Source organism: Lentisphaera marina (assembly GCF_028745505.1).
GTDB lineage: Bacteria > Verrucomicrobiota > Lentisphaeria > Lentisphaerales > Lentisphaeraceae > Lentisphaera > Lentisphaera marina.
Genome location: NZ_JAQZZL010000001.1, coordinates 45144 through 71055 on the forward strand (window position 1 = coordinate 45144; position 25912 = coordinate 71055).

Annotated in this window: 21 protein-coding genes and 1 pseudogene; 14 read left to right on the forward strand and 8 right to left on the reverse strand. The window is 40.5% G+C overall.

From position 1 onward, the window contains the following. Positions 1 to 131: 131 nt before the first annotated feature. Both PQO01_RS00215 and PQO01_RS00220 read right to left on the reverse strand, forming a co-directional pair. On the reverse strand, positions 132 to 1049 hold the full coding sequence (locus PQO01_RS00215; RefSeq protein ID WP_274312030.1) for a ThuA domain-containing protein: 918 nt from the start codon (positions 1047 to 1049) through the stop codon (positions 132 to 134). Positions 1050 to 1164: 115 nt separating this feature from the next. Continuing rightward, on the reverse strand, positions 1165 to 2535 hold the full coding sequence (locus PQO01_RS00220) for a sulfatase family protein (protein WP_274312031.1): 1371 nt from the start codon (positions 2533 to 2535) through the stop codon (positions 1165 to 1167). Positions 2536 to 2874: 339 nt separating this feature from the next. On the opposite strand from PQO01_RS00220, the gene PQO01_RS00225 reads away from it, so the two are divergent. The 3 genes from PQO01_RS00225 to PQO01_RS00235 all read left to right on the forward strand — a co-directional run bounded on the left by PQO01_RS00225 (position 2875) and on the right by PQO01_RS00235 (position 7139). Beyond that, the gene (locus tag PQO01_RS00225) at positions 2875 to 3963 is read left to right on the forward strand and encodes a transposase (protein WP_274312032.1); all 1089 of its coding nucleotides are present in this window, start codon (positions 2875 to 2877) and stop codon (positions 3961 to 3963) included. A gap of 86 nt (positions 3964 to 4049) precedes the next feature. Further along, a complete protein-coding gene (locus tag PQO01_RS00230) occupies positions 4050 to 5486 on the forward strand; it encodes an alpha/beta fold hydrolase (protein WP_274312033.1) in 1437 nt (478 codons plus the stop codon). A gap of 492 nt (positions 5487 to 5978) precedes the next feature. Continuing rightward, positions 5979 to 7139 (forward strand): N(5)-(carboxyethyl)ornithine synthase, encoded by a 1161-nt coding sequence (locus PQO01_RS00235; protein ID WP_274312034.1) that lies wholly within the window; start codon positions 5979 to 5981, stop codon positions 7137 to 7139. 113 nt (positions 7140 to 7252) lie between these two features. Here the strand turns inward: PQO01_RS00235 and PQO01_RS00240 are convergent, their stop codons facing one another. Both PQO01_RS00240 and PQO01_RS00245 read right to left on the reverse strand, forming a co-directional pair. After that, positions 7253 to 8701 carry a DUF1501 domain-containing protein gene (locus tag PQO01_RS00240; protein ID WP_274312035.1) on the reverse strand — a complete coding sequence of 483 codons (1449 nt, stop codon included), beginning with the start codon at positions 8699 to 8701 and terminating at the stop codon, positions 7253 to 7255. 10 nt (positions 8702 to 8711) lie between these two features. After that, on the reverse strand, positions 8712 to 11453 hold the full coding sequence (locus PQO01_RS00245; RefSeq protein WP_274312036.1) for a PSD1 and planctomycete cytochrome C domain-containing protein: 2742 nt from the start codon (positions 11451 to 11453) through the stop codon (positions 8712 to 8714). A gap of 174 nt (positions 11454 to 11627) precedes the next feature. On the opposite strand from PQO01_RS00245, the gene PQO01_RS00250 reads away from it, so the two are divergent. Beyond that, positions 11628 to 12119 carry a sigma-70 family RNA polymerase sigma factor gene (locus PQO01_RS00250; protein WP_274312037.1) on the forward strand — a complete coding sequence of 164 codons (492 nt, stop codon included), beginning with the start codon at positions 11628 to 11630 and terminating at the stop codon, positions 12117 to 12119. Further along, complete coding sequence (locus PQO01_RS00255; protein ID WP_274312038.1) at positions 12116 to 13714, forward strand: LamG-like jellyroll fold domain-containing protein; 1599 nt, start codon at positions 12116 to 12118, stop codon at positions 13712 to 13714. The genes PQO01_RS00250 and PQO01_RS00255 overlap by 4 nt, the downstream gene beginning before the upstream one ends. A 19-nt stretch (positions 13715 to 13733) precedes the next feature. On the opposite strand, the gene PQO01_RS00260 is transcribed toward PQO01_RS00255, so the two are convergent. Next, a complete protein-coding gene (locus tag PQO01_RS00260) occupies positions 13734 to 14345 on the reverse strand; it encodes a c-type cytochrome (protein ID WP_274312039.1) in 612 nt (203 codons plus the stop codon). Between the two features lie 270 nt (positions 14346 to 14615). On the opposite strand from PQO01_RS00260, the gene rpsT reads away from it, so the two are divergent. The 9 genes and pseudogenes from rpsT (at position 14616) to cspE (ending at position 21966) form a co-directional block, all read left to right on the forward strand. Further along, positions 14616 to 14882 carry a 30S ribosomal protein S20 gene (rpsT, locus tag PQO01_RS00265; RefSeq protein ID WP_274312040.1) on the forward strand — a complete coding sequence of 89 codons (267 nt, stop codon included), beginning with the start codon at positions 14616 to 14618 and terminating at the stop codon, positions 14880 to 14882. A gap of 78 nt (positions 14883 to 14960) precedes the next feature. Further along, a complete protein-coding gene (rpsB, locus tag PQO01_RS00270; RefSeq protein ID WP_274312041.1) occupies positions 14961 to 16022 on the forward strand; it encodes a 30S ribosomal protein S2 in 1062 nt (353 codons plus the stop codon). A 59-nt stretch (positions 16023 to 16081) separates the two neighbouring features. Next, positions 16082 to 16873, forward strand: coding sequence for a translation elongation factor Ts (tsf, locus tag PQO01_RS00275; RefSeq protein WP_274312042.1), 792 nt, complete (start codon positions 16082 to 16084; stop codon positions 16871 to 16873). A 9-nt stretch (positions 16874 to 16882) separates the two neighbouring features. After that, a pseudogene (pyrH, locus tag PQO01_RS00280) lies at positions 16883 to 17461 on the forward strand (UMP kinase); the annotation flags it as partial. A 62-nt stretch (positions 17462 to 17523) separates the two neighbouring features. After that, positions 17524 to 18612 (forward strand): transposase, encoded by a 1089-nt coding sequence (locus PQO01_RS00285; protein ID WP_274312032.1) that lies wholly within the window; start codon positions 17524 to 17526, stop codon positions 18610 to 18612. 187 nt (positions 18613 to 18799) lie between these two features. Next, positions 18800 to 18928 (forward strand): hypothetical protein, encoded by a 129-nt coding sequence (locus PQO01_RS00290; RefSeq protein WP_274312044.1) that lies wholly within the window; start codon positions 18800 to 18802, stop codon positions 18926 to 18928. A gap of 116 nt (positions 18929 to 19044) precedes the next feature. Beyond that, positions 19045 to 19650, forward strand: coding sequence for a flavoprotein (locus tag PQO01_RS00295; RefSeq protein ID WP_274312045.1), 606 nt, complete (start codon positions 19045 to 19047; stop codon positions 19648 to 19650). Continuing rightward, positions 19643 to 21520 (forward strand): SLC13 family permease, encoded by a 1878-nt coding sequence (locus tag PQO01_RS00300; protein ID WP_274312046.1) that lies wholly within the window; start codon positions 19643 to 19645, stop codon positions 21518 to 21520. Before PQO01_RS00295 ends, PQO01_RS00300 begins: the two co-directional genes overlap by 8 nt. A 239-nt stretch (positions 21521 to 21759) precedes the next feature. Beyond that, complete coding sequence (gene cspE, locus PQO01_RS00305) at positions 21760 to 21966, forward strand: transcription antiterminator/RNA stability regulator CspE (protein ID WP_274312047.1); 207 nt, start codon at positions 21760 to 21762, stop codon at positions 21964 to 21966. 68 nt (positions 21967 to 22034) lie between these two features. Here cspE and PQO01_RS00310 read toward each other — a convergent pair whose 3' ends face one another. From PQO01_RS00310 to PQO01_RS00320, 3 genes are all read right to left on the reverse strand, one after another. Next, on the reverse strand, positions 22035 to 24137 hold the full coding sequence (locus PQO01_RS00310) for a protein-disulfide reductase DsbD family protein (RefSeq protein WP_274312048.1): 2103 nt from the start codon (positions 24135 to 24137) through the stop codon (positions 22035 to 22037). Between the two features lie 116 nt (positions 24138 to 24253). Further along, positions 24254 to 25051 carry an alpha/beta hydrolase gene (locus PQO01_RS00315; RefSeq protein WP_274312049.1) on the reverse strand — a complete coding sequence of 266 codons (798 nt, stop codon included), beginning with the start codon at positions 25049 to 25051 and terminating at the stop codon, positions 24254 to 24256. 7 nt (positions 25052 to 25058) lie between these two features. Further along, positions 25059 to 25712 (reverse strand): hypothetical protein, encoded by a 654-nt coding sequence (locus tag PQO01_RS00320; protein ID WP_274312050.1) that lies wholly within the window; start codon positions 25710 to 25712, stop codon positions 25059 to 25061. Positions 25713 to 25912 lie beyond the last annotated feature (200 nt).

Genomic DNA, 25912 nt, shown 5'->3' on the forward strand with positions numbered 1-25912 from the left:
TATAGCCCCCTCTATTTGTTGTCACAGTAATGTTAAATATTGAGAACTGACAACTCTGCTCCAAAAAGCAACACATCAAGGCTCTTCAAAGTTTCACAGAATTCCAATCGTATGATTTAGGAAATAGCAAATTAATTATTTTCTTGCGGTTTAAAATTCTTATGCTCCTCAGGAATGGGTAGAGCTTCAGTTTTCACATCGAGATCACCTAAAGCAAACTGAATCCCATTGAGCCAAGTCTGCAAAATCATTGGATTATAGAAAATATGCTCATTATGACCGAAGGCAGAAAAGAACACACGCCCCTTGCCATACTCTTTCACCCATAAGAGCGCATGGTCATGATCATCGCGACCACCTTTCTTGTAGGACTTGCTCATATCTATGGTTAACAACACGCGCTGATTTTCACGTTTGTAATCTTTGAATTTGTAGAGTTCATCAGAAATCTCGAAGTTCTCACCCTTCATTGGCGCTAAAATTTTATGTTCTGGATCTTCATTAAGAACCCCATACATTCCTTTGTGAGTCCATGGGTGACCATCAAAAGCACCGCCCATCATTTCGGTAATTTCTGGCCATGTCGACTTTGCTTTTTTTGCAGAAGTTCCGCAATCCGATGCCGCATGAACGCCGATAAAACCGCCACCATTTTTGATGAAGCCTAAAATGGCTGAACGCTGCTCCTCATTGAAATAATCTTGCGAATAAGTCGTGTTGTTAAATAAAATCGCATCATATTTTGCGAGATTCGCACTTGTGTAAAAACTTGGATCATCATTAAAATCAATTGAGAAAGCTCCGCTCACTTTACTCATCTCAGCAAAACAGGTCTTCCCCGTTTCAATTGAACTATGGTACCAACCCGCCGTTTTTGAGAGAACCAAGATTTTTCGTGCTTTTGCGGGTTTCGCTAAGGCTTTAACTTGAGGCATTGCTGCCACAACTTTTGCATCAAAAGATTTTTGAACTTCAGCTTTGTGTGGCTTTTGAGCTAAAAGACTCGCACTCATCCCTAAGAGAGAGATCATAGATATAATCGTTTTCATTTTTTTCCTTAATTTATTTATCGTCTTAAATATTACGCATCTATCTTCGTTCTACTGACAGAAAAGTAAGTACATGACAAACTTTTTCTATCTAAAGGCGTATATATGGACATTATTATCGTAAAATGAGCTGACTCTCTACTTTTTCGACATCATTTAAATGAGTTTCACGCAATGCTTGAATACCTACTAAGACATCCTTTTTACTTTCTATCACATTATACTTTTCACCAGGATCTATATTTAAATCATAAAGGTCTGTAGCCTCTCCTTTTTGATTAAAAATGGCTTTGTATTGACCGTAACGCACTGCCTGTAGTTTCTCACCATGGTAATAAAACATCTCCTTCCTAGGACTCGCCTTTTTGTACTGTAGCACGCCACTCAGGTCATAACTATCGTGTTTCACCTCAGGCATTGCGCCACCACTTAATTTAGAAAAAGTAGCCATCATATCTAGCGTACTTCCTAGATCGTGAATTATTCCAGGCTTCACGTAAGAAGGCCCCCAAATAACTGTGGGTTCGCGCATGCCACCCTCCCAAGTCGAGCCCTTGCCATCACGCAATGGGCCAGCAATACCACCTTGGGTTTTAAAACTAAGCCATGGTCCATTATCAGAAGTAAAGACAACAATAGTCTTTTTCTCGAGTCCTTCTTCTTTTAATGTTTTGATGATTTGCCCAACCGACCAATCCAACTCCTCTATAACATCACCATACAGCCCCATGGTGCTAACTCCCTTAAATTTATTGGATCGAAAGAGTGGCACATGTGGCATACTATGAGCGAGATACAGGAAAAAAGGCTTGTTTTTATTAACGCGAATAAATTGCTGTGATTTTTCGGTGTAAGTCTTTGTCAACAACTCTTGATCGGGCGCACGTTTCAAGATAGTTTCCCCTTGCATGAGCGGAACTTCCCAATACTCCGATTTTGGTTCTTCCCAATGCTTCCCTCTATGCCAGGGAAGTGACTTGTCCTTTTTAACTTTATTGATCAATTCCTTATTCGCATCCATATCATTTGAGTAAGGAATACCATACCAAGAATCAAAACCATGCTTCATCGGCAAAAACTCAGCGTGATGACCCAAATGCCATTTTCCCACCATGCCCGTCTCGTAACCAGCCGATTTGAACATGTCGGCCAATGTATATTCACTCTGAAGTAAACCCCCTTTCGAATCAGGGAAAAGAACACGACGTTTATTGGAACACATACCATTGCGTATTGGCAAACGCCCCGTCAAAAGACCTGCACGACTGGGAGTACACACTGGTGCTGCCACATAAAAATTCGTCCATTTCTGCCCTTCATAAGCCATCCTATCAAGGTGGGGAGTTTTTATCGATGGGTTGCCATTACAACTCATATCTCCATAACCCATGTCATCGGCAAAGATAATAATCACATTGGGTTTTTCTGAATTAGCTTTTGCGCACATGGCAAAGAATAGAAATAATATCAGTACGGTATTTTTCATTGATGTCCTCTTAATTTTTATGTTAATAATTTTTCATGAAAATATTACACCTCTGTCCCGCAGAAGTTACAGCCGGTAAATAAATAAAAAAACAATCCTTCATTAATGATTAAGAAAAAAATTATCCGCATTAGGCTTAATGCTTCAGTTTCCACAAATGAGGCTAAGTCCTAATCCTTGTAAAGTGTCATCGAGAAAACAGATTATAAAAAAAATATTTGTGAGGAAAGATGCGTTTATTACTAAGTTTATTGAGCCTTTTGCAAAAGTCATAAAACAAGCTGAATAAAAGTAGAAACATGTTATCTCAATAGTTACCAAAACAAAAAGAGAAAAAACATGAATCTACCCGGCTTATGGGATACCATAGAAAAGTATTTATTTCCAGGCTTAGAAGAACTTTTAGGCGGAGAATTAACTAAGAAAGAGAAAGAGTTTGTTCGCATCTGCACAATAACTGAGCTTGATCAGTTCAGCCATGAATTTGAATGGTGTGGATTTGGGCGACCTCCGAAAGATCATTTTAATATAGTGAAAGCTTACATAGCCAAATCCGTTTATAACTTCGATACAACAAGATCTTTTATAGACTTTCTCAAATCAAGTACAAAGATACGTCGTTTATGTGGTTGGGAATTTGCAAAACAGCTTCCTCATGAAAGTACTTTTTCTAGAGTATTTGCAGAAATCACCGCCTCTCAGCTCTGCCAAAGAATCCATGAATTCTTAGTGGTAAAACATTGTGGAGACACCTTAGTACCGCACATTAGTAGAGATTCTTCAGCAATTGAAGCTAGAGAAAAAGTCATGTCTGAACCAGGGGCTGAGCCTAAAGCCCCTAAGAAACGAGGGCGGCCTAAAAAAGGTGAGATCCGAATTAAAGAAAAAACCGTAGTGGAAAAGCAGGTCGACCGGTCACTTGAAGAAAACTTAAAAGAGCTCCCAACGCACTGTAATAAAGGGACAAAGAAAAACAGTAATGGTTATAAAGTTTCATGGAAAGGCTACAAGCTTCACTTAGATTGTATTGATGGAGATATACCAGTCGCAGGCCTATTGAGTTCAGCGTCTTTACACGACAGCCAAGCGGCAATCCCTTTAGCACAGATTAGCGCACAACGCATAACTAATTTATATGATTTAATGGATGCAGCCTATGATTCACCTTCTATCCATAAATTCAGCCATCTTTTAGGACATAAATCTATTATTGATCACAATCCTAGAAAAACTGGGGAGAAAAAGATTTTTGACCCGCCTGAAAAAGAACGGTACAAACAGCGGTCATCTGTTGAAAGAGTCTTTTCGAACTTAAAAGACAACTATGGTGGTAGGATGATCAGAGTACGAGGACATGCAAAAGTCATGACTCATCTAATGTTTGGCATTATTGCAATAACAGCAAACCAACTCTTCAAGACTATTTAGCAACTAACATAAAACTATACGTCATGATCAACTTGCGTCCATTTTTGGCTTGTTTATACTCACATGTATCCAATTTCGAGATACATGTGAGCGAGATCTTAAGATTTATCCTGGATGAACTTTTTAATCACTCTAATTCAGGACTTTTGCAAAAGGATCTATTATTTATTTCAATTTTTACACATGCAGGGAAACAAGCAAGTGACTCGCTTTTCCCCTTTGAAAAGATCAAATCAGAGCTGAGTCCTCGGGACCAGAACTACATTAAAAAGCTCCCTAAGTACGTCATCTATGACTGGGTACAAGTTCCAGAAAACCACCTAGATCCACAGGGAAGAAAAATTAAAGTTTTTTATGAGTACAGACTTCCTGAAAATCTAGATAAAACGCTTCGCCCCATATGCTTTTTTTATGGAGGTCCTGGACTAGATCCACGCTCATCAACCCCTGCTTTAATACCCATTATCAAAGACCATGGCGTCATTATTATTCATCAACGCGGCACAGGTCTCTCCTCTCCATTGCCACAAATAAGATCTGGAACAGATGTTCTACGCCTAAAAAACTACCTCAGCCGAGCGATTGTTGAGGATGCTGAGATCATTCGAAAAAAAATATTCTCGACAAAAAAATGGATTGTAACTGGCCAGAGCTTCGGATCCCTCATTATCCAACGATACATCACCATGTATCCCGAATCACTTTATTCAGCCCATGCCCATGGCTTTGCTGCCACCTCCATGCCAACACCCTTTGCGGAATCGCGCATTCTCAAGCATAAAGATGTCTTAAAAGCATATTTAAAAAAATTCCCTAAAGATAAAAAGCGCCTCGAACTCATCGCACAAAAATGCCAAGAAATTTCGTTTTCCCCAAAAGGCGAGCCAGACATTACTATCCAAGGTCGTCACACTTTCTCATTTATTGGCATGGTTTTTCTTTCCTCCCCAACTTACTGGAAAGATTTATCAAATATACTGACAATGATTTGTCCTGAAAACTCCGTTGATGTTCACAAATTACGCTTAGTTATTAACAACTTTTACTTTAACAAAAGTTTTATTTACTTAGGCAAAGAACAAGATGCACTCAATGTTGTATTCAACCGTCATGAAGCCTATGTGACAAACCCCAAACAATCACTGAGCCTATATTATCAGGCCACTCTTAATAAACTCAAAAAAAGTGGGATTAACACAGATTCTTGGCCTCTAGGAGAAGAAGCTCTAATGCATTTCTGTATTGATTCACCCATTCATAATTTAGCTGACAATACCGACCTCGGTCCTGCCGACCCCTTGCTACCAAAAGACATAGCTGACAGTCTACACAAAAACAAACAGCTTAAACTCTTTCTGTATGCCGGCAAAATTGATAGTATCGCGCCACCTGAAATCTTTTCCGAGCTCAAGCAACAATGTGGTGATCAGATGATTTTCACCATACTTCCAGGCGGACATGACTCATTCTTAAGTACACAGTTTTGGAAAGATGTCTTCATTGATACCGAAACCAAGCAATAAATCTAAGTATACAATAATGGCTGCTGTTGCCCTAGGATTTGGCGCTAAAAACATTAATTATGATGGCACTGAATACTCCGAGTAAGCCCATCTCTATTCTCACAAATGAGCAACCAACTCTATAATTCCGAGTAAATCCTCGCTAAATACCCTAGTGGAGCTATACTGACAAACACTTCGACCACTGTGGCAGCCATGATGTACTGCCCTAAAACAAATCAATATGATGAAAAAGATGGTCTCTGTAAATACTCAGTACCACTCTTTAATTACGTATCCAGTCATCTAACAGTCTTACTTATGCACTAAGTCTTTAAGTTCTGAAGTACTTGATCAAGCAAAAATTCACTCCTCCCTCATTTGTCTAGTTTCCACTACATGGAACTCGAAATGACTGTCACAGACTCAGTCACCTACAAGCAGGCACTCGTCTCGCGAACAATTTGTTCATGAAGTCCCATTTATCAATCTGTTTAACAAGAAGGAAACTCCATGAATAATTCAAGCATCGGTGTCATTGGCATTTCGAAAAAAGAAGATGAACGTCGTGTCCCTATTCACCCAGAACATTTACAACGCCTTCCTAAAGAAATATGTCAGCAACTCATTTTCGAAGAGGGTTACGGCGAACCTTTTGGTATTTCTGATGAAGAACTAGCCGTTCAGTCGGGAGGTGTTGCTTCACGCCATACTTTATTGGCCGAACTTGGCAGAGTTATCATTGCAAAGCCAACACTAGAAGATTTGAATGACATTCGTGAGGGGGGCACCCTCTGGGGCTATGTGCATTGTGTCCAACAAAAAGATATTACTCAAGCCGCTCTAGATCGACGATTAACTCTCATCGCTTTTGAATCAATGTTCGTGTGGGACCCTACAGGTCGCGCCGGCAGACACACTTTTTATAAAAATAATGAAATGGCTGGTTACTGCGCAGTCTTACATGCCTTGCAGCTCAAGGGGATTGATGGACACTATGGCAATCAACGAAAAACAATCATCCTAAGTTTTGGTGCCGTAAGTCGTGGAGCTATTTATGCACTAAAAGCTCATGGTTTCAGGGATATCACTATCTGCGTTCAGCGCCCAGATCACGAAGTTCGTGAAGAAGTTCTGGATTGCCATTATGTACGCCTACGTACAGGCGATAAAGATGAAGCACGTATGATAGTTGTCGAACACGATGGAAGTGAGCGCCCATTAGCACAACTAATTAGTGAATCGGACATCATTATCAATGGAACTTTTCAAGACCCCACTAATCCACGCGATTTTGTTATAGAAGACGAACAGGCGTGCCTTAAACCAGGAACGCTCATCATAGACGTTAGTTGTGATGAGGGCATGGGCTTCTTTTTTGCCAAACCAACGACTTTCAAACAACCTACCTTTAAATATAAAAGCATCGATTATTACGCAGTAGATCATACCCCCAGCTATCTTTGGGAAAGCGCCTCTCGCTCAATATCAGCTGCGCTTATTGTCCACTTACCCACAGTTATGGCCGGGCGTGAACAATGGATGAAAAACGAAACGATTCGAAAAGCTATCAATATTGATGAGGGAGTCATTAAAGACCCCGCTATCCTTTCGTTTCAAAATCGTTCACCTCACTATCCACACGCGCCCATTACGCCCATAGTTAACTGTTAAAACATTTATGAAAATTAAAAACTCACTTGCTATCGGCCTCCAGAGGCAAAAGCCTAGGCAGACAGTACAAAAAACATTGAGCACCTAAGGTATTAATAAATTATTCTTGACAATTAACCCAAGATATCTTTTACAACATGGCCGTGAACATCCGTGAGACGGAAGGCGCGACCTTGATACTTATACGTCAATTTTTCATGATCGATGCCTAATTGGTGCAACATAGTCGCATGGAAGTCGTGCACGTGTACGCCACCATCCACAACATTATAACCAAACTCATCTGTCTGACCATGTGTAATCCCCGGCTTAATACCGCCACCGGCCATCCAATAAGTAAAGCAACGCGGGTGATGATCTCGCCCATACTCAGTTTCAGTCAATTTACCCTGACAATATGTTGTACGTCCAAACTCACCACCCCAGACAACTAAGGTATCATCGAGCATGCCGCGTTGCTTGAGATCACTCACTAAAGCAGCTGAAGCTTGGTCCACATCCATACATTGTTTTGGCAGTGCGTTGGGCATATTGTTATGTTGATCCCAACCACGATGATACAGCTGAATAAAACGCACACCACGTTCTGCTTGGCGACGAGCTAAAATACAATTGGCCGCAAAAGTCCCAGGCTTTTTAGAATCTTCACCATAAAGCTCAAACGTACTCTTGGGCTCATCTTCAAAAGAAAGCGCTTCTGGCACTGACATTTGCATGCGGTAGGCCATTTCATACTGCTCTATTCGAGTTTGAGTTTCAGCATCAAAATGCTGATCCATTGCTACATTATTCAAACCCTTCAGAGTATCCAGCATGTGACGACGTCCTTGGCGTGTTTCTCCTTTGGGGTTACTTAAATAAAGTACGGGATTTTCTCCAGCTCTAAATTGAACCCCTTGATGAACTGAAGGCAAAAAACCATTACCCCAAAGCTTGGTATAAATTGGCTGTCCGCCAGGACGACCTGAACCTTGCGAAATGAGCACAGAAAAATCTGGTAAATTCTTATTCGCAGAGCCCAAGCCATAACTTAACCATGAACCAAAGCTAGGGCGTCCAGGAATCTGATGACCCGTTTGAAAAAAGGTGATCGCTGGATCGTGATTAATCGCTTCTGTATACATACTTTTCACAAAACAAAGGTCATCGACAATTTTTGCTGTGTGTGGCATCAAATCACTAACCCAAGCACCACTTTTACCGTGTTGTTTGAAATCCCATTTGTGGCCGGCAATTGGAAAGCTTGCTTGACCTGAGCTCATACCAGTCAGACGCTGCTGAGATTTAATAAATCCACCTTCTTTACCTTCGCGAATAAAGAGTTCTTTACCATGATGTTCACGCAAGAGTGGCTTATGATCAAAGAGGTCGTGCTGTGATGGCCCACCACTCATAAATAAGAAGATGATCCGCTTGGCTTTTGGGGCGAAATGAGTTCCTTGAATTTGTTCGGCAAAAGCCTGAGGACTCAACATTGAGCTCAGTGCCACCGAACCTAAACCTGCCGCACTGGATTTGAGAAAACTACGACGATTAATTGGCTGTGCATAATGATTATTCATATTTTTCTCCTTAGTTACGCGTAATGACTTCATCTAAATTTAAAATGATTTGGGCTACAGACATGTAGGACGCGAGTTCAACGCGGTCCAATGACTCAAGTTGCTTAGAGTCGCCTACCTGCAAAACGGTTTTTGCTTGCTCAGGCTGAGCGGAGTACAAGTTCTGGCGATACTCAAATTCTTTTTTCAAAAGTTCAATTTCTACTTTCTTTGCTTGGCGTGATGTAGCTAAGCGCCATGCGTAGTGTAATCGTTCCTCTATGTTTGCGCCGCCCTCTTGCATCATGCGCTGAGCTAAAACTCTTGCCGCTTCAACATACTGAACGTCATTAAGAGTCACAAGAGCCTGCAATGGAGTGTTTGTAGGATTCCTTCTCGCCGCACAAGTTATGCGATCCATGGCATCAAAAACTATGCTTGAAGGGTGTGGTACAGTTCTCCTCCAAAAAGTATACATAGTCTTTCTATACAAACCTTCACCCTTACTTTGCTTAAAGCTCATTGAGTTACTTTTCTCCTTCCACAAACCTGCTGGTTGATAAGGATAGACAGGGGCTCCACCTTGCTTATCTACTAGTAATCCACTGATGGCTAAAGCATTATCACGTATGAATTCAGCATCTAATCTTCTTCGACTTCCATAACTTAAATATTTATTCTCGCCGTCTACTTTCACTTTCTGTGGATCTTGAACACTTGACTGACGGTATGTGGCACTCATCAGCATTTGTTTAAGCGAAGCTTTTAAGTCCCAGCCATTCTCTACAAAATCTACTGCTAGATAGTCTAACAAATCTTGATTACTCGGCAAGTCACCCTGTAAGCCAAAATCCTCCGCTGTTTTAACGATGCCCTTTCCAAATAATAACTGCCAGTAACGATTGATCGTCACCCTTGCTGTGAGTGGGTTGCGCTTATCTACCAACCATTTTGCTAAGCCTAAACGGTTTTTAGGATAAGAGGGATCCATTTCCAAAATACTCTCCGGAACTCCAGGGAAGACTTCCTCACCTTTATTCTCATAGCTTCCGCGTTCTAAAATGTGAGTTTTACGAGGCTGCTTACGCTCTTTCATCACGAGTGTAGTGGGCAGCAGCTTATCAATTTTCTGTAAGTCTAAAAGCGCTTTATTTTGCTTTTGCAAAAGAACTGCAAATTCTTTAGACAGAGGTTTTAAGACAAATAATTCTTCACTTTTCTGAATTTGATTGGCGGCAATTAGATCATCTTTTTCGTCAAAGTATTCTAGCTGTGCTTCATTCAAATAATTAAAATGTTTTTTTACTGTCGTCAGTTCAACACCTTCTAAATCGAAAGCTTTTTCAAACTCGAATTCAATAAAGGGGTAATTCCCTCGAACTCGAATTTCTTTCTCATTTCCAACCTTGAGTAAATTATCAAATTTCTGTGATTTATTTGCAGAACTCATCTTAATTTTCGAACCTGAGTGACCTAAAAACTTAATCGTATTCAAGATCAACTGAGTGGAGTCGACTCGGTGCAGTCTAACTTTCTTGACTTTGAGTGATGACAAGGGCGTCATATCGACTTTTTTCAGTTCTTTCTTACACTTTGCGATCTCCGCATTATAAGTGTTCATTTTAGTTTGCTGCTCTTTTGATGGTAGTTTAATAAAGGGCTGTGCTGCACCTTTCCCTACTTTACCTTTTTCATCAATACTTCTAAAATAAGCCGACATCTCATAAAAACTCTTTTGTGAAAGCGGATCGTATTTGTGATCATGGCATGAAGCGCAATCCATACTCATTCCCAAAAATGCTATACCCGTAGTTTTAACTCTTTCACCTGCGTAGAGTAGAAGATATTCTTCATCAATAATTCCACCCTCATTAGAAACAGGGTTATTGCGATAAAAACCCGTCGCAACCAATTGCTCTTGGCTAGGGTTTGGAAGTAAGTCTCCCGCCACTTGCTCAGTTATAAACTCATCAAAAGGCTTATTCTCATTAAAAGCATTAACAACCCAATCTCTCCAAGGCCACATTGTACGAGCACCATCCTCAAATAAACCTCTAGAATCGCCATAACTTGAGACATCAAGCCACTCAACTGCTAGGCGTTCGCCCACTGCCTTATCTGATAAAAAGCGATCTACCAAACGTTCATAGGCCCCTTCTTTTGAATCTGCTAAAAACACATCCACTTCAGCTAAACTTGGAGGAACTCCACGTAAATCTAAAGAGAGTCGGCGTATCAAAGTTTCTTTATCCGCCTCGGGATTCGGGTTCAACTTCAAATCTTCTAATTGCTTTAAAACATGACGATCGATCTCATTCTTACACCATTCATCATTATCGACTTGAACTGCCTTTTTTTCTGGTGATACGAAAGCCCAGTGTTTTTCGTATTGAGCTCCCTGAGTAATCCATTTGCGAATTATTTCTTTCTCTTCTTTAGTTAATTGTTTCGCTGAACTATCAATCGGCGGCATCACTTCATCTTCATCATCTGTAATAATACGCTCCCACACTATACTTTCGTGTGGTTTACCAGGAATGATTGCTGGATCACGACGGCGTTCGCGACCACTCTTCGTTTTATAGACGCGTTCATGCGTGGCATATTCAAAGGTATGAAGCTGGAGCTTACCTTTAATTTCATTAGCATCTGGCCCGTGACAATGATAACAACGATCCGCTAATATCGGGCGAACATCTTTATTAAAACTAACTTTGTCTTCTGCTAATAAAGACAAGAATGGCAAACTCAGTAAGCATATAATGTATTTCATAATGATCCTTAATTTTTGAATATCTGCTTGTTATTCGTTCAGTTTTTAAAGGATCTGCCTCGAAAACATTTAATTTTTATAATTTTTCTTAAAATTGAGGCATATTTAATCATTCGCTTACGATAATATAAGTAAGTAATCAAAAGGTCCGCTATGCATCCCTCTGAAGAATTTATGAACTACTACATAAAGTATGAGCCCAAAATACGCTCATATATTCAGCGCCTTGTCTTCGACTCGACCGATGCCGAAGACATTATGCAGAGCACTGCGATGTTATTGTGGAAAAAACATGATCAATTCAAGGCCGATCAAGCTTTTCTTCCCTGGGCCTACAAGTTTGCCTATAATGAAATACGCAATTATTACCGGAAACACGAGAAATCAAAAAAGCTCCTCCTAGATCCCGATTGCATTGACCAACTCGCTGACACCTCCCTAAAAAATAGTTCTCAGCTTGAAGAACTAAAAGCATCCTTAGATGACTGCCTTTACAAGCTCGACAACTCGGATCGTCGCCTCATTGAATACCGTTATTGCGAAGATGGCAAAATTAACGACCTTGCCGAAAAACAAAAAACGACTCCCAACGCTCTGAGTAAAGCTCTTCAAAAAATAAGACAAAAGCTTCATATCTGTGTTCGAAGCAATCAAGAGCACTCATGAATAAAATTAAACTCAATAAGCAATCACGTCGCCTCTTCGAATTGATGCATAAAGTTCACGAAAATGACTTAAGTGAAACTGATCAAAGTGAACTCAATAGGATTTTAAAAGAAAGCGAAGAACTGCGCCTCATTTTCCTTAGTATGCGCGATCAACACATCAGTTTAGATGAAAGACTTAGAAACCGTCTCATAAGTGATCATGCTCTAGGTTTTCAAGAAACGGAAAAAAATGAATCTGAACCTGAGAAAAAAAATCAGAAAATATTTTTCAAATTCCTCATCATTTTATGCCTTTTGAGTACGGGTTTTCTAATAGGAACTTTTAATAAAAAAGAAACACCACATTCAGACGAAAGCTATGAACTAAACACACTACTCGATCCTTTTGAACATCATATTGCTACTATTAGCTCAAGTATCAATACTTATAACAATCGCCTGAAAGAAGGCCAAGATCTTAAAGCTGGTTGGCTTACAGTTAACAAGGGTAAAATAATACTTCAAATGAGTAGCGGCATGGAAATAAGCATCCAAGCTCCTACAAAACTCAAATTAATAAACAGCAGTTCCATACAATTAGATTTTGGTAAAATCCATCTTAAATCGGCTTTTGGAAGAAAAGGTTTTAGCGTCGACACCAAGTACGGAAAACTGAATGACCAAGGAGCGGAATTTGGCATACATATTGATTCCTCTATAGCTGCAAGTAATTGCTTCACAGGTGAACTAGCTTTTATTCAAGATGATTTCATTCAAATTATTCACGCAGGACAAAATTATTCTCTTAAAGATAGGCAGTTTATCGATAAAGAAATGTATGAAACTGCAGATAAAGTGAGAGCTCAAGTCAAAAAAGCCACTGCAGAGAAGCTCGCTTCCTGGCGTCAGTATTTACACAAACTTAAATACGATCCTTCGACCGCTTTCCTCTATCAATTCTCCCCTAATTCCGCAAGTCCACAAGAACTCATCCAAGAAGTCCATCGCAGTGAATTAGAGCCCGCCCACGGAAAAATTATTGGTGCCTCTTGGGAACAAGGGCGTTTCCCTGGTACACATAGTCTAAAATTTGATAGCCCAAATGACCGCGTTAAATTTTTCCTAAATGAAAAATTTGATGCCATGACTTATCATATGTGGGTTAAATTTGACAAACTCAATGAAAACAACAATCACCTAGGGATTTTCCTAAGTGAAAAATGGCACCCTCATCAAATCACACTGCAATATGTGAGCATTGCAAAAGGCTCATTTTTCAAAGTCCATAGCAAAGACAACTTTGGTCATAGTAGTACTTTTTTAAAACCAGAACAAATCTTGGGGAAATGGTTACTCATTTCCTTTACCTTTGATCTCGTAAATGAGCAAGTACACCTCTACCTCAATGGTAAAAATATTGATAAGACATTAAACATAAGTAGTACCCCATTGCAAGCTCCTTACATTGGCTGGTGCGACCTCATGAATTGGGTTCCCCTAAACTCTCAGGACATTCGAAACACACCCGGACAAGTAGATTTCCTCTCGATTCATCGACGAGCTTTTTCCGCTAAAGAAATCCTAGAGTTCTACGAAAAATCAAGGACTCCGTAAAACTCCAAAGTTTTAAGAACTAGCCTTTATCTTCCTCTACTTCATTGCTAAGCGTGCTTATATAAGCAAGTAAATCTTTCATTTCTTTTTCATTGGGATTTTTTCCCTCACCATGAGAACGGATACCCTGAGAAAACTTCTTAAACTGCCCTTGCAAGTACCAATCAATTTGTACATTCAGCGGTGGAGCTAACTTACTGCGAATCCCCAATCCTTTTTCACCATGGCAAGAAGCGCAGTCACGAGCATAAATTTTTGCACCTTGCTTATGATCACCTTCTTTTAAGGTCTGACGATTTTTCAAAGGTTTCATACCTTGAATATGCTTACCCAAAAAGGCAATACTCTTATCATCTAGAGTCTGAGTCATACTCTGCATCATTTTCCCTTCAAGATCCAAAGCATGTGCGCCACGTTTCCCATCACGGAAATGACGTAATTGCTGAGCCACATACCAACGTGGCAAACCCGCTATAGATGCAACTTTCATTGACTTCAAACCATGGCCATCATCCAAATGACAAGCCGTACAACGATCTTTAAATATTAGCTCGGCTTGCTCAGCCACTGTTGGCTCAGCTAAAATCGTAGCTGAAAATACACTACTTAATAAAACGAATAAAAACTTCATAGTTACCCTTAAACTTATTTTTTATAATCAAGTTAACATACTAAGCTTTATGTTACAAATATTATTGAGTTAACAGCTCTTTAAAAGATCTTGATAAAAAGTCCTTTGGCAAGCCACTAAAAATCCCCCGCAAACACCTTCATTTACATAGACTTAAAAATAAAGTATTTGACAGGCTTGAAAGTCATAGAAGAAACGCTATTTTCCGCGACCTTTTGTCTTCGGGCAATTGGAACAAGCATAATTATTAACAAATCTAGGAATTTAAATATGGCACACGCACCTTCTGCGAAAAGACATATAAGAGCCGACGAAAAAAAGCGCATCCGCAACAAGGCTCGCAAAAGCGCTATTACGACTTTTGAAAAGAAGTTCAACGCTTTTCTAAGCGAAGGCAACACTGAAGAAGCTAAAAAAGCTCTTCAAGTTTGTTTCTCTGCATACGACAGAGCAGCTAAAAAAGGCGTTGTAAAAAAGTCTACTGCTGATCGCAAGAAATCACGTCTTAATCTCGCTTTAAATAAAGCAAGTAAATAATTTAATACTACTAAAAAATACTTAAACTCGATTGCTTGATTACCGAAACTAAAGCATTCAAAACCAATAGGAAGAGATATGTCAATCAAAATTACTGACCTACTTGAAGCCGGCGTACACTTCGGCCACCAAACTCGTCGCTGGAATCCAAAAATGAAACCATACATTTACGGTTCTAGAAACGGTATCCACATTTTCGACCTGAGCAAAACTATGGTTGCTCTTAATAATGCTTGTAAATTCCTCTACTCAACAGTTGCTGATGGCGGCGATGTACTCTTCATTGGGACTAAGCGCCAATCACAAGAGATCGTAGAAGAAGCTGCAAAAGCTAGTAACATGCACTACATCTCATACCGCTGGCTGGGTGGTACTCTTACTAACCTTACTACTATCCGTAAGAGTGTTGCTAAGCTTAAAAAATACACAAAAATGGAAGAGGACGGTACTCTTGACGCAATGAAGAAGAAAGAAGCTTCACAAATTCGTCGCGAGAAAACTAAACTCGAAAACTCACTTTCTGGTATCATTGACCTTCAACGTCCACCTGCAGTAGTTGTTATTGTTGACATCAACAAAGAACACATTGCCATCAAAGAAGCTCACTCACTCGGTATTCCAGTTGTTGCTATCCTCGACTCAAACTCTAACCCTGACTCTGTTACTCACGGTATCCCTGGTAACGATGATGCTGTACGTTCTGTACAAGTTATCTTCGACCAACTCAGTGCTGCAGTTGTAGCTGGTAAAGGTATTGCTGACGCAAAAGCTGCTGAAAAAGCTAAAGAAGACAAGATCAAAGCTGAAAAAGCTAAAGCTGAAAAAGCTGAAAAAATCAAAGCAGACAAAGAAAAAGCTGAAAAAGCTAAAGCTGAGAAAGCTGAAAAGGCAAAAGAAGCTAAAGCTAAGAAAGCTGCTGAAGCTAAAGCTAAAAAAGCTGAAGAAGCTAAAGCCGCTCCTGCTAAAGAAGAGAAAGCTGAAGAAGCTGCTCCTGCTAAAGCTGAAGAAGCTGCTCCAAAAGCGAAAAAAGCTCCTGCTAAAAAAGCTGCTGCAAAGAAAGCTCCTGCTAAAGAAGAGAAGGCTGAAGAAGCTGCTCCTGCTAAAGCTGAAGAAGCTGCTGAGCCAGAAGCTAAAGCATAAGATTATTTTGATACCTTGCGACCTTCGGGTCGCATAAACAAAACTTAAGGAAAAAACAAATGGCTATTTCTGCTAAAGATATCGCTGCTCTCCGCAAAGCTACTAATTGCGGCCTCCTCGATTGCAAAAAAGCACTCACTGAATCCGAAGGCGACTTCGATAAAGCTGTTGAAATCCTCCGTAAAAGAGGCCAAGCTAAGGCTGTTAAAAAAGCTGGTCGCGAAGCTAACGAAGGTATTGTTGTTGCTAAAGTTGAAGGCAACAAAGCTGCGATCACACAACTTTCTTGTGAAACTGACTTCGTAGGTAACACTGACCGTTTCCGCGATTACGCTGCTTCACTTCTCGACAAAACTATTGCTAGCGACGCTAACGGCGACGTAACTGAAGCAATTGCTACACAAGAGAAAGACGACCTCATCTCAATGATTGCTACAATCGGCGAAAACATGCAAATCGTTTCAGCTCAGTCTTGGACCACTGAAGGTCAACTACACACTTACATCCACGGTAACGGCCGCATTGGTGTACTTGTTGACGTTGAAGGCGAAATTGACGAAGCTGGTTTAAAAGCTATCGGTATGCACATCGCTGCATTCAGCCCTTCTTATGTTGACGACTCTGCAGTACCTGCAACAGACGTTGAAAAAGAAAAAGCTATCTTTGCTGAAAAAGCAAAAGGTAAGCCTGCTGAGATCGCTGAAAAAATCGTTAATGGTTCAGTTCAAAAATGGTTCAAGGAAGTTTGCCTTGTAAACCAGCCTTGGATCATGGATGACAAAATCACTATTACACAAGCTTACCCTAAAGCTACTGTAAAGCGTTTCGCACTCTGCAAGATCGGTAAATAATCATTGCCTATGTCACCTGTATATAAACGAATCATACTCAAACTTAGCGGTGAAGTTCTTCGCTCTGACGACAACTGCATCAGCCCTGCCATTGTACAAGAAATGTCTGAGGCTATTAAATCAGTTGTCGATATGGGCGTCGAAGTTGCTCTAGTTATTGGCGGAGGAAATATCTTCCGCGGACTTAGCGCTTCTCGCAAAGGGATGGATCGTACCACAGGTGACTACATGGGAATGATGGCCACTTGCATCAATGCCCTGGCTCTTCAAGATGGCTTGGAGAGTCTCGGCATCCCAACTCGCGTTCAATCTGCCATTGCTATGCAGCAGATTTGCGAACCCTACATCCGACGTAAAGCCGTAAGGCACCTCGAAAAAGGTCGCGTCGTGATTTTTGCTGCTGGTACAGGCAGTCCTTATTTCTCTACAGACACAACAGCTGCACTTCGTGCTAACGAGATCAATGCTGAAGTCGTCTTAAAAGCTACTAAAGTTGATGGTATCTACGATAAAGACCCTGCAAAATTTGATGACGCCGTGAAGTATAAGGAAATCTCTTATACAGAGCCTTTTGCAAAAGTCATAAAACAAGCTGAATAAAAGTAGAAACATGTTATCTCAATAGTTACCAAAACAAAAAGAGAAAAAACATGAATCTACCCGGCTTATGGGATACCATAGAAAAGTATTTATTTCCAGGCTTAGAAGAACTTTTAGGCGGAGAATTAACTAAGAAAGAGAAAGAGTTTGTTCGCATCTGCACAATAACTGAGCTTGATCAGTTCAGCCATGAATTTGAATGGTGTGGATTTGGGCGACCTCCGAAAGATCATTTTAATATAGTGAAAGCTTACATAGCCAAATCCGTTTATAACTTCGATACAACAAGATCTTTTATAGACTTTCTCAAATCAAGTACAAAGATACGTCGTTTATGTGGTTGGGAATTTGCAAAACAGCTTCCTCATGAAAGTACTTTTTCTAGAGTATTTGCAGAAATCACCGCCTCTCAGCTCTGCCAAAGAATCCATGAATTCTTAGTGGTAAAACATTGTGGAGACACCTTAGTACCGCACATTAGTAGAGATTCTTCAGCAATTGAAGCTAGAGAAAAAGTCATGTCTGAACCAGGGGCTGAGCCTAAAGCCCCTAAGAAACGAGGGCGGCCTAAAAAAGGTGAGATCCGAATTAAAGAAAAAACCGTAGTGGAAAAGCAGGTCGACCGGTCACTTGAAGAAAACTTAAAAGAGCTCCCAACGCACTGTAATAAAGGGACAAAGAAAAACAGTAATGGTTATAAAGTTTCATGGAAAGGCTACAAGCTTCACTTAGATTGTATTGATGGAGATATACCAGTCGCAGGCCTATTGAGTTCAGCGTCTTTACACGACAGCCAAGCGGCAATCCCTTTAGCACAGATTAGCGCACAACGCATAACTAATTTATATGATTTAATGGATGCAGCCTATGATTCACCTTCTATCCATAAATTCAGCCATCTTTTAGGACATAAATCTATTATTGATCACAATCCTAGAAAAACTGGGGAGAAAAAGATTTTTGACCCGCCTGAAAAAGAACGGTACAAACAGCGGTCATCTGTTGAAAGAGTCTTTTCGAACTTAAAAGACAACTATGGTGGTAGGATGATCAGAGTACGAGGACATGCAAAAGTCATGACTCATCTAATGTTTGGCATTATTGCAATAACAGCAAACCAACTCTTCAAGACTATTTAGCAACTAACATAAAACTATACGTCATGATCAACTTGCGTCCATTTTTGGCTTGTTTATACTCACATGTATCCAATTTCGAGATACATGTGAGCGAGATCTTAAGATTTATCCTGGATGAACTTTTTAATCACTCTAATTCAGGACTTTTGCAAAAGGATCAGATTGTCTCAGTAAGCAACTTCAAGTCATGGACTCAACTGCTTTCACTTTATGCATGGACAACAACTTACCTATTATTGTTTTTGATTTCCATCAAGAAAACGTTCTGAAGAATATCCTCTGTGGCAACACAGATGCTGCAACAGTCGTAAAATAAGACTTTCTTTACCTCCCACTTAAAAGCCCTTTCATATTTAGCTCTTAGTCATTCGAGCTAAACTTGCGACTTTCGCACAAGGTCTTATATTGAGACCAAATTAATAGGATAGTCAAATGAGTGAGTGGAACTTTACACCTCCCCCATTAAGCACGCTCAGTGATCACGCAGTACGTAGCGATAGCCAAGCTCTAGCTGGAAAAACAATTGCTTTGTTTATTTCGGGAAGTATTGCCGCATACCGCTGTCCCGACCTCATTCGCGATCTCCGCAAACACGGTGCTCAAGTTCAAGTCTTTGTCAGCAAAAGCGCCCTGAATTTTGTTTCAGAAATGAGCCTCCATTGGACCTCGACTAAGGCCGTTATCAAATCTCTAAGCGCAGATGCTGAGCACCTGGAATCCGACTATGCTTACGACCTCTTCCTCATGGCTCCCGCGAGCTATAACAGTATCAACAAAATGGCCCAAGGAATTGCCGATAGTGCATTATCTACTGCCATGGCTTGCGCTTTAGGCTGTCTTGAATTCAAACAAACCCCCATCTTAATTTCCCCTTGTATGAATGGTATCATGCATAACAAAATCCTCATCGAGTCCATGAAGCGTCTAGATTCACTAGGCGTTAAGTTTATTACACCTCGTCAAGAAGATGGAAAAAATAAACTCCCCGAAATCACGACCATCACTCAACAATGCATCAAGGTTCTTACTAGTGAATAAACCCAACGGCATTTGCACCTACTTAATCATCCCTGGCATGGTTCTCATTGCCATGTTTACTTTAGATGTTTTTTCTTTTGCCACTTTCACCATGCTGCTTACCGGCTTGATGTTCATTTCGATCTTTAAAGACGTTGCTCAACCCTCTATCTGTGCAGTCGGGAGCTTTACATTTCTACTGCTTGGCTCAGTTATCTACGGTAAAGAACACGGGCTCACAAGTGAACAAATCCTAGAAAACAGCCGACAATTACTCTCGGGCTTTAGTTCTCCCACACTCATAACAGTCGGCGCTCTTTTCGTTGTTGCTGAAGGCGTCCGCTGTAGTGGGTGGCTGGAATACGCCTCTCAGAAAATTTTAAATAACGAAACTAACGAAAAGAAAGCGGCCCTACGCATAGCTTGCGCGGTCACTCCACTATCTGCTTTCATGAATAACACCCCTGTTGTGGCCATGTTCATTCCCGCCATCAAACGCTGGGCCAATCAACATAAAATCTCCCCTTCTCGCCTCCTCCTACCAATGGTATTTTTTACCACCCTCGGTGGCATGTGTACACTGATCGGTACTTCCACAAATCTCATTGTCCACGGAAAAATGCGACAATCCAACATTCCTGCTCTACAAGAAGGCCTTGGAATGTTCACCCTCACCCCCGTCGCACTCTTTTGCCTCGGCCTAGGCATAATTTGGATTATCTTTTTTGCCATTAAGCTCCTCCCAAAAAATGATAGTCACGACAGCGAACAAATCCGCACTTACATCATGAAAATGAAAGTAAGTCCTGTGAGCCCCGTAGACGGAAAGCGTGTTAAAGAAACAAACTTACAAAAAATTGATGGCCTTGTAATAATGAGTGCCAGCCGACCTTCAGGCAACACAGCTAACACAAACATCAGAAACTGGATCCTACTCAGCGGTGACATCTTAACTTTTTCCGGCGAAAAAAGCCATATGGAAGAACTGCAAAATATACCCGGTTTGATTCCTGTAGATTTAGATGCCGATAGTGAAGAATATCAGTTATATGAACTATTGATTCCACAAAACTCTGCACTCATGGGCAAGAGTATTGAGCAAATCTGGTTCCGTCAACGTTACATGGCGGCCGTGCTCTCATTACATCGTGGTTCTCAAGAAATCTCAAACTTCTTTAGTACTAAGCTAAAGACTGGCGATACACTTCTCATTGCCGCTCGTCCAACTTTTGTTGAATTCTGGCAAAACAGCTCTGACTTTACAATTTTATCAGAGATCGAACAGAGCGAAGATAAAAAGCCTCGCCCACCTCTATATCCTATTTTAATAACCTTCATCATGTCCGCTTTACCTGCTCTAGGACTTATCAACATCATGACTTCAGCCTTGACAGCTGCTCTACTGATGATTGCTCTAGAAAAAAATCTACAAGTTAGCCCCTTAAAATCCGTCGATCTCAACATCCTTGTTGTTATTGGTGCCGCACTCGGCTTATCGGTTGGGCTAGAGACAAGTGGTGCAGCAGCCCAAGTCGCCCATGGCCTCACCTTTTTAATCCCGGCCGACAATCCTCATTTAGCGCTTCTTTTATGCTGCCTCTTAACTTGGTTTTTAACTGAGCTAATCACCAACACCGCTGCCGTAGCCTTAACTTTCCCTATCGTTGTGGATGTTGCCAATTCCATGACTGTATCTCCGCTCCCCTTTGTCATTGGCTTAGCCATTGCTGGGTCTGCTTCCTTTGCAACTCCCATTGGCTACCAAACAAACATGATGGTTTATGCTCCAGGGAATTATAAGTTCTCTGATTACTTAAAAAGTGGGCTTCCGCTTTCGCTAATTGTCATTGCTTGCGCTTCGCTAATCATCCCTTTCTTTTTCAAATTTTAGAGGTTTTTAGCCTTTTTCACAAAAAACTTGCAAAAAATCAACACTATTTTAATGGTTTAGACTAAGTATTATAAAAATAAACCTATATCTTTCGACAGGTAAGATTTCAGTATCTACTTTATAGCAACACAACTTTTAGTGAAGTCGTTCCGTTCTTGGTAAGTAAATAATTTCTGCGTCTTTCCAGTCGTTGTGGTACTCAGTATCACGTGGTAATATTAAAACATTGGAGATTATTTATGTCTACAGTACAAGGCCGTGTAAAATGGTTTAACGAAACGAAAGGCTTCGGCTTTATCGAACAAGATGGTGGCAAAGATGTATTTGTACACTTTAGCGCAATCCAAGGTCAAGGTTTCAAAACTCTTGACGAAGGTCAAAAAGTAGAATTCGACGTAGAAGACGGACAGAAAGGTCCTCAAGCTGTAAATCTTACAGTTCTTTAAGAGCGTTTTCTTTTTATAAAAAAAGCCCCGCATCATTGATGCGGGGCTTTTTTTTGTCTTATCAAGACTTAGGGAATGGAATTAATTTCCTCAATCAACAAACCTTGAGTTAAAGTCGAAGGTAACACTCGCCATTTTGACTTACCATCATAAAGCACATACACTGGCACTGCTTTACGACCGTACTTCTTAATAGCCTCAGAAAGCTCTGGAGACTCATTCGTCATATCGGCCTCAAAGAGAGTCACACCCTTATCGATAAAAGCTTTGTAAGTATCCGCCTTACGAATGGCAGTGTTTTTATTCCACTGACAAATACCACACCACTTAGCAGTAAAGTCCACAAAATAAGGCTTGCCTTCCGCTTCTAACTTTTGAATCTCTGCCTCTAAATAAGGTTTCCAAACAATTTCTTCAGGTGCCTTTGTCGAAATAACTCCACCCTGCTGACTCGCGTCATAAGCAAAGGCCATACTAAAACCGCCAATCAACACTGCCAAAAGAATCGCGATCTTGCGAACTTTGGCTGACATCCAAGGTGTTCCCCAAGCGCCATAAATCCACAGAGCTAAAGCCAATCCTACCATGGCCGCCATGACGCGAATAGCCCAATCCACATCAATCATTGCCGCTAATGACCAGAAGAAATAAACCACCGCCAGCAACATCAAGAAACCCATCGATTGCTTAAAGCGCTCCATCCAAGCTCCGGGTTTAGGTAAAAACTTTAATAATTCCGGCTTAAAACCAAGAATTAAATAAGGTAAACTCAGGCCTAAACCCATAGCAGTAAAAGAAACTAAAAGAGGTAAAGTTGTCATCCCAAAAGTAGCTGCCAAGGCCGCCCCTAAAAAAGGCCCTGCACATGGAGTTGCCACTACAGTGGCAAGCACACCGCTCATAAAGGACCCACCATGACCATCTTTCTTAACCTTTTGACCTGCGCCCGTAAGCGAAACCCCCATTTCAAAGACACCAAAGAAATTCAGTGCTATCACAAATAAAAGCAGAACCATACCCAATAAAAATGCTGGATCCTGCAGCTGGAAGCCCCAAGTCAAATTAGGGTTTTTAGCTTTTAAAATAATAATGAAGAGGGAAAGCACCCAAAAAGAGAGGATAACCCCACCAGAATACGCTAGGCCATGACTAAGTGCGCTACCTTTCCCATCTTTTGATTGATTAAGGAAACTCTGGATTTTTAAAGCTAAAACAGGGAAAACACAAGGCATTAAATTGAGTAACAATCCCCCCACAAACATATAAGCTATTGTAATAAAGAAACCGGCTTTTTCCGTATCTTCTTCAAGGACTTCCTCATTTGCCCCTTCTTCAGTAGCACTAGCCTGTGAAGGCGCTACACTAGATAGTTTTGAACTATCAATCGAATAAGCTTTTTGTGTTTCGTCTGACTTAATTACTAAAGTCCCTAGCAAGACTTCATCCTGAGCTTCTGCGCCTTCAGCAAAATCGAGCTTTGCGATTATGTTTGATCCACTGTCTTGCCATTGCTGATCAAAAGGCACTAGATTCTGTGAATCATTAAAGAAATAAACTTTATCATTTGCATTCAACTTCTTTAAACTGAGTTCAAAACCTGATGCTTGACGCGCCACAGTCACCTCTAATTCTTCACTTACTTCTTGTGGTAAATAAGGCTGTGCTTTCTTTAAGGCTTCGGTAAATTTAGAGTTCGGCTGTTCGGAACCAAGCAACAAATTACTCGAGAAACTTAGCGTCTTCGGAGCAAAACAATTCTCATCATTACATACTTGAAACAAGTTATTTAACTCTATCTTTTGTTCGCCACTTAAACCCGCGTTCTTTTTAATCGTAAGCAAATGATATGAACCCCCTACGTAGGCAAATGTTTTTTGACCAAAGAACATTTTATATTTTGGCGCGCCCCAAAGAACATCAATCAACTCCATTCCTTCAGGCAACTTTGCCTCTATATCAAAAGGCACCCCACTCTCACCACCATTTTTCCAGTAATAACTAAAGCCATCCTTGATAGTAGTTTTTACCAAAACTCTCTGAGTATCTTTTTCCCAAGAGCTATACTCAGGAATTATTTCCGTACTAATCAAATCCTCATACGAGGGTGCACCAAATTGCGCCCATGTTGCGTGGCTCGCAAAAAAGCAAAGCAAAAGTAAAAGTTTATTCATGTTTCTATCCTATCTATTTTTAAAGACCTGTAGATAATTCCCTATTTAATAGGATTCCTTACAAGCCTTTTATGAAATTTGTCGATTTTAGCTATAAAGCATTAATTATTAACAAGTTAAAAACCACACTTAAAAAGCCATTGCTCACAGGAGTGGCGCCATTGACTATAATGGCTGTCCCTTCGATAATCTATAGTACCTAAGCCTACACCATGCGCGCCATCGGGATACACATGTAATTCATGAGGGATTTTTACTTTTTGCAGAGCCATTGCATACAAATATGAATTCTCGACAGGCACGGCATCATCTTCCGCTGTATGCCATAAAAATGTTGGTGGCGTCAAAGCATTGACCACTTTTTCGAGCGAGGTTTTATCAACTAAGCTTGGAGTAGGATTTTCACCTAAAAGATTTTCTTGTGAACCTAAATGCGCAAATTCACCCCAAGAAATTACCGGATAAGAAAGTATACATAAATCGGGACGCGCATTTACTTTTTCTAATTCATCCTGTACATCCTCATTGCCTTCGGCGTGTAGATTTGATAAACTTGCCGCCAAATGTCCCCCAGCCGAAAAACCAATCACACCCACTCTATTGGGGTCAATATTAAATTCTTTCGCATGCGCACGTATATACTGCATAGCACGACGTGCATCATTTAAGGCTTGTGGATATTTGCTAGGCGCCACCGAATAATCTAATACAAAGGCACTAATCCCCATGCTGTTAAACCACGCAGCAACCGGATCACCTTCTTGCTCTGAACAAAAGCCATACCCACCTCCAGGCAAAACTAAGACAGCGGCAAAATTTTCGCCACTTTCTAAAGCAAAGGGAGTCAAAGTTACCTTTTTAGGTAAGTTGGGGCATAAGTCACCCCACAAATTAATCTTATCGTATTTACTCATTTCTTTCCTAATTTTTATTGGCTTCATTTTTGATAAAGGCTGCAATGTATTCGAGTGCCTCATTTTTTAAGCCCCAACCAAATTTAAGCTCTTTAGAACCACCGCGAATATAAATAATTTTGACGGGTCGATTATTTTGTCTAACGGCGGAGTACTCCACGCTTACTTTCGTGCTTTTCTGATATAAAAATCGACGCTTCCAACCAATCGGCCCCACTCCTGAAAATATAGTCCCCCGACCATTTCCCATTGTAATAAGTCGTTTCCCAAATAACGAAAATAAACAAATAGAACTCAACAATATGGTACCGAATAAAAATGGCAGGCCAAAGAGCGACATGGTCAGGTTAAATTCACCCTTCATGATTTGAGTGCCATAAATCCCCCACATAGAAAAACCACCCCAAACCGCCGTAAAGGGGATGAGAAACAAAGCTATAGGGCTCATCTTTTTGTATACTAAACTTTTCCCATCCCCAAAATCTGGCTCGACTCTAAAACCCTTCGGCATCTGTAAATCTTTAAAGTCGGCAACTTGAGACTCTTCGCTCATCTCGGCAAAAGAATTCGTTTGCCCACAAGCCCTACACAAGGCTATATCGGCACTCACATTGACGTCGTCTAAATTAATTTCGCTATCACATCCTGGACACTTATACATAATCACTCCTCAGTTATCACTTCAAAATAACAAAGCCTTTGCTCTTCTACAAGCAATCTCGCCCTTTAATCTAAACATAGAGTCACTTTTTCATTTAAACTCAATAATTCACCCTCAGTAAATACATCGAACATTAACTTAGATAATCATTCTTTGCCTAATTATCTCACTTGAATACAGGCTCAACTCCGTTAAAATAC